Origin of the sequence: Polycladidibacter stylochi, from assembly GCF_001562055.1 — a bacterium.
Lineage (GTDB): Bacteria > Pseudomonadota > Alphaproteobacteria > Rhizobiales > Stappiaceae > Pseudovibrio > Pseudovibrio stylochi.
Genome location: NZ_LLWE01000006.1, coordinates 1 through 4,236, shown reverse-complemented (window position 1 = coordinate 4,236; position 4,236 = coordinate 1). Strand labels below are relative to the sequence as shown.

3 protein-coding genes and 1 tRNA gene are annotated in these 4,236 nt (G+C 47.7%); 3 read left to right on the top strand and 1 reads right to left on the bottom strand.

Annotation, left to right across the window (positions count from 1 at the left end; all coding sequences use genetic code 11):
* From AYK67_RS17325 to AYK67_RS01495, 3 genes are all read left to right on the top strand, one after another.
* A partial coding sequence (locus AYK67_RS17325) for a hypothetical protein (RefSeq protein WP_206597486.1) occupies nucleotides 1–375 on the top strand: 375 nt, incomplete at its 5' end.
* Nucleotides 376–452, top strand: a tRNA-Met gene (locus AYK67_RS01505). It begins immediately after the preceding gene.
* 752 nt (nucleotides 453–1,204) lie between these two features.
* Nucleotides 1,205–3,220, top strand: a complete 2,016-nt coding sequence (locus AYK67_RS01495; protein ID WP_068081344.1) for an ATP-binding protein — start codon at nucleotides 1,205–1,207, stop codon at nucleotides 3,218–3,220.
* 46 nt (nucleotides 3,221–3,266) lie between these two features.
* On the opposite strand, the gene AYK67_RS01490 is transcribed toward AYK67_RS01495, so the two are convergent.
* Nucleotides 3,267–4,118, bottom strand: coding sequence for a phage late control D family protein (locus AYK67_RS01490; protein WP_162265065.1), 852 nt, complete (start codon nucleotides 4,116–4,118; stop codon nucleotides 3,267–3,269).
* Nucleotides 4,119–4,236: the final 118 nt, after the last annotated feature.

Here is a 4,236-nt window from a genome sequence, read left to right as displayed (position 1 = left end):
CGGTTAAAGCAAGAATGCATAGGGCAACACAATGCCCCGCACGCCCACAGCCACCAAGGCGAGGACGGGCAAAACAAAGAAAACCGGGCACCACAAAGCCCGCGCAGGGCACAACAAACCCCTGCACACAAAACTAACGCGGGGTGGAGCAGCCCGGCACGCCCACAGCCACCACTGGCGAGGACGGGCAAAACAAAGAACACCGGGCACCACAAAGCCCGCGCAGGGCACAACAAGCCCCTGCACACAAAATTAACGCGGGGTGGAGCAGCCCGGCACGCCCACAGCCACCACTGGCGAGGACGGGCAAAACAAAGAACACCGGGCACCACAAAGCCCGCGCAGGGCACAACAAGCCCCTGCACACAAAATTAACGCGGGGTGGAGCAGCCCGGTAGCTCGTCAGGCTCATAACCTGAAGGTCGTAGGTTCAAATCCTACCCCCGCAACCAAAATATAAACTGTTAAATCAATGACATAACAGGATTTTTGTTTTCGTCACTGCAATCTCATAATCAACTCTGGAAGCATTATGGAAGCAAGTGGCTGTAACGCGCAAGTTCGTAATGGAAACTAGAAAAGTTTACGGGAATAAGTGGGATTAGGCGGGAATATACGGTTTTTCAATGGCTTAAGTTGAACTAGCTGTCACTCTCTTAGAAAACGCCGCGCAACTTCGAAATGGAAAAATCCTGTAATTTTGTGAGAATGTAATTATTAGAAGTCCCAGATTTCTGCGATTTAGAATCATGAACTTTTCCATTTTGTAGAGCGGGTGGAAAAGTATAAGTGGCAGAAAACCGCCACTTTTAGATTTCAACTTTTCCACCTGATTTGCTTAGTATTTCCGCGCCGCTAAATGTATTGAATCAATTCTTTTCAGAGTTTGCGTTGCACTAGTTGATTGGGTCTCAAGTCCTGTCAGCCCACCGAACACTATATTGCGCTGGCTCTGCAGGTCTCGGTCTTCATTAAAGCCCTCCAGCGCATGCTTGGCTCTATTCGTGACGTCCTCCATTTGTTTGACAAGCGCTTCAAGTGTTGTCTTAACTGCAGTGTTGGCTATTAGGCAATCTCTTTATTATTATATCTGGAAGACGGTAAAGTTGTTATGCTGAAATGCGTCTGAATTAACAATTCCATTTTAGAATCTTAGTGTTTACATTTGATGCATATTAGAATTGATTTGAGAGGCAGTTCCTAAATGGCACAAACTCATTTCCGCGTACAAGTTGAAGGCGACCATCTACAAAAACAGACTGGCGCTAAGCCACTACAAGCACTCTCGGAACTAATCTGGAATTCACTTGATGCGGATGCGAGCCGGGTGGATGTTGAGCTCGGAAGTGATGAATTAGCTATGCGCTCGATTACCGTGCGAGACAATGGACACGGTATACCACATTGCGACGTAGAGGGCCTATTTGGCAAACTTGGGGGCTCTTGGAAGCGGCATGGAAATCGATCCAAAGGAAAAGGGCGGCTCCTTCATGGAAAAGAAGGTAAAGGTCGACTGAAAGCGTTGGCATTAGGCCGGGTCGCAGAGTGGGCTGTGCGCTATCGCGATGGTAAAAGACTTCTAAGTTACAAAATATTACTTATGCGTGACGATCTGATTGATGTGCGCGTGACCGATCCGGAAGAAGTTGATGCGGCCCTAGGAACAGGCGTGGAAGTGAGTGTATCGGAGCTCGACCGTACATATCGTTCTCTGGAGCCGAGAACTTCAGTACAGTCACTCTCAGAGATTTTCGCGTTATATCTCACTGATTACAAGGATGTGTCCGTTTTCATAGAAACTGAGAGGCTGGACCCGAGCTCAGTTATCGAAGAAATTACGAGTTTCTGCCTAGAGCCAATTACCGAGGACAATGTTACGAGTAGGGCTGTGCATACAGTCAAAGTGGATCTTATCGAGTGGAAATCTGCGTCTGATCGATGGTTTTTTCTGTGCGGTCCACAAGGATTTCCATTTCAACGAGTGCCCCCGCGCTTTCATACACCAGGTTTTAAGTTCTCAGCATATTTGAAGTCCAGTTACGTCGAAACACTTCAAGAACGGGGAGAGCTCGAATTTGCGGAGATGAATGCTGCCTTGCTAGATGCATATGACGAAGCATCCGAGATGATCAAAGAACATTTTAAGAACAAAGAAGTTGAGGTTGCGCAGACTGAAATTAAGCAATGGAAAGACGAAGAGGTGTATCCTTTTCGCACCGATCCGCAAACGCCAGTCGAAGAGGCCGAGCGAAAAGTATTTGATATTGTTGCACTCAACGTCAACAAACATCTTCCTGATTTTAAGGAGCAGAGTTCGAAAAGCAGGGCATTTCAGATGCGGATGTTGCGACAGGCCATCGAACGCGGACCCGATGAGCTTCAGCACATACTAACTGAAGTACTAGATCTTCCTGAACGCACCCAAAAGGAAATGTCAAAGCTGCTAGAAGAAGCTGATTTGGCTAACGTGATTAGCGCCTCACGCTTGGTTGCCGACCGCCTCAAGTTCGTTCATGGCTTGGAAGCATTGCTTTTTGGTGCCGAGAGTAAAAAGCTATTGAAAGAGCGTAGCCAACTTCACCGAATGATTGCAGAAAACAATACTTGGATTTTCGGCGAAGAGTTCAACCTGACAGTAGACGATCAGTCGCTAACAGAGGTTCTTCGTAAACACCAGAGGATCATCGGCAAAGAAACCATGATCGACCGTCCTGTAACTCGAATTGACGGCAAGAAAGGAATTGTTGATCTTATGCTTTCTCGGTCGGTCCCTCAGAGCCGAGTTGACGAAAGGGAACATTTGGTTGTTGAGTTGAAAAGGCCAGACTGCAAGATTGGAGCTGATGAGATAAGTCAGGTTGAGAAATATGCCTTCACAATTGCGGATGATGAGAGGTTCCGGCACCTCAAAACCCGATGGAGCTTTTGGGTAATTTCGAACGATCTTGATGGTTACGCAAAGCGAAAGACGCGCCACAAAGACAGTCCGCCTGGAAGGGTTTATCTTTCGGATGATGGTAATGTAGAAGTGTGGGTCAAAAGTTGGGCTGAAGTGTTAAGCGCCTGTAAAGCCCGCTTACACTTTGTCCAAGAGCAATTAAAGGCAAATGTCGATAAGGATACTGCATTGCAGTATCTGAAGAAGACTTATGACAAGTACCTTATAGGCGTGGCTGAGGAATATTCGGAGAAACTTGAACCAGCTGAAACAGAGGCATAGTGCTTGAACCCGACATCTTGAAGCTCAATCATCCGTGTCTCTCGCCTCAATTTTTTGGCTCACATTCAGCTGTCGTTGTATATCCATCCGTCTCTGCATTGTACTCATGGGTAACGGTTACAGGCGTCAAGATGCCATCGATGTCAGGGGCGATGCCTATCAGGTGCAGGTCAATCTGCTCCAGTAAGTCGGGATCGCCTTGGCGGGTTTTTATCGAGATTCGCATCTCAGCACGTTTGAGCTGTTTGGCTTTACTAGCTGCTGCTTTTTCGGCAACTTTTTTATCCGGGAACAAGCGCCTGATTTCATAGTAAGGATCGTCTTTATTCAGCTCCTTCACGGCGCTGATCCGTTTTCCTTTTTTCGGGTCGACAGCCACCGCTTTGACACCACCATATTGCGCCTTAAAATCCTTGGTGAATGATAGAGATTGAATATCGGCACGCGTTAGCCGATGCTGTAGCTCTCGCCCAATGATATCCTTGCCACCACCTATTGGCAGAACGACTATTTTCTTGCCAGAGTACTTTTCAATGGCATCATGGACATCAGCCAAATCACCAATCATCTGATAGAGGGACTGGCTATCGCGAGAAAAATGGCTGTATTGAAAGGCCCCTAATGCCGGATCAATCTCCACCTGATAGCCGTCTCGTTCTGCTTCACGCCTGATTATGTCACCCAGACTTGTGTTTTCATAACTCGCGCTGCGCCGCTCCTTTCCCTTGCCGTTAAAGTCTGCCGAGGTACAGGTGATGACCATAATGTCACCTTCTTCCGCCTCCACCTCACGTGTGTACTGGTCCACCTTGAATGGCCCGAAACGGCGCTGATTTCCCTCATGATATCCAAGAGTAACAATCAGCTCGGCTTTTTCTCTTGGTGCAGGTAGTTGCAAGAACGGGTCAGCCAGCACAACATGGATTGGCCGGGGAAAAGTGGAGGGACTTCTGATAAGTTAAGATCAGGAGGACTTCATGGGGCGACCAAATTATACAGAAGAGTTTAAGCGGGAA